Annotated in this window: 1 protein-coding gene; it reads left to right on the top strand. The window is 33.4% G+C overall.

Going from position 1 to position 1,170, the window contains the following annotated elements; translation table 11 throughout:
• Nucleotides 1-68: 68 nt before the first annotated feature.
• The gene (locus BLP55_RS16595) at nt 69-1,016 is read left to right on the top strand and encodes a DUF4062 domain-containing protein (protein WP_091147547.1); all 948 of its coding nucleotides are present in this window, start codon (nt 69-71) and stop codon (nt 1,014-1,016) included.
• The last annotated feature ends 154 nt before the right edge of the window (nt 1,017-1,170 follow it).

Below are 1,170 nucleotides of genomic sequence, written 5' to 3' on the forward strand. Positions count from 1 at the left end.
AGAACTCAGTTCGCGCTGACGCGACCACGCAAATGCGCGAAACGTTGGCAGAAATTTAAATACATACTATGGCAAAACCAAGAATATTTATCAGTTCTACATTCTATGATTTACGCTACATTAGAGCTGAAATAGATCAATTTATAGAAAATCTAGGTTATCAAGCAATTCGAAATGAAGAGGGCGATATACCATATGGAAAAGACGAAGCTCTAGAAGAATATTGCTATAACGAAATTCAAAATATAGATATTCTAATCTCTATCATAGGTGGTCGTTTTGGCACTGAGTCTAGGTCAAAAGACATTTCTATATCCAATATGGAATTGAAAATCGCTCTTCAAGAAGATAAACAAGTATATATTTTCGTTGAAAAAAATGTCCTCGCTGAGTACGAAACTTATTTGATAAATAAAGGAATGGACATTAAATACAAACATGTTGATGATGTGAGAATTTATCAGTTTATCGAAGAAATAAAATCACTTCCTAATAACAATAACATCAAAGGTTTTGAAGTTAACTCTGAGATATTAATTTATCTCAAAGAACAGTTCGCTGGGCTTTTCCAACGGTTTCTACAAAATCAGTCTAGAGTCAAGGAAATAAGTCTTATTAATAAGTTAGATGCTACTTCAAAAACACTCAATCAATTAGTAACGTTTCTAAGCAAAGAAAACCAAGAAAGCAGCGAAGAAATAAATAGGATTTTAATGATTAATCATCCACTTGTTGAAGAAATAAAAGAACATTTAAAAATTGATTACCAGTTTTATATATTGGAACTCTTGGATGTAGAAACTTTACTAAAAGCCCGTGGTTATAGTGGGAAACATGCGGATAGAAGATTTTGGAATTTTGAAAGTGTTCGTCTCAACAAAAAATTAAAATTGTCTATTTCTAAAGCTATTTTTGATGATGATTTAAAATTGAAATTCATCAAAAGATCTGATTGGAAGAAAACATATGTAAAATTCACAGAAGAGAACGAGGATGACGACGATCTTCCATTTTAAACTTCTGCCAACAGCGCAGTTAAGCAAGAGCTGGTTTTTCGTAAGTTGAACGTTCAATTTTCACGAAGAAAGTCTTATCTTGGCAGAGAGTACTCAGTCCGCTTTTCCGCTCCTGCGTAACTGCGCGAAACGTTACATGACAGCGCCGAGGAAA

It is taken from the genome of Flavobacterium caeni (assembly GCF_900101895.1).
GTDB lineage: Bacteria > Bacteroidota > Bacteroidia > Flavobacteriales > Flavobacteriaceae > Flavobacterium > Flavobacterium caeni.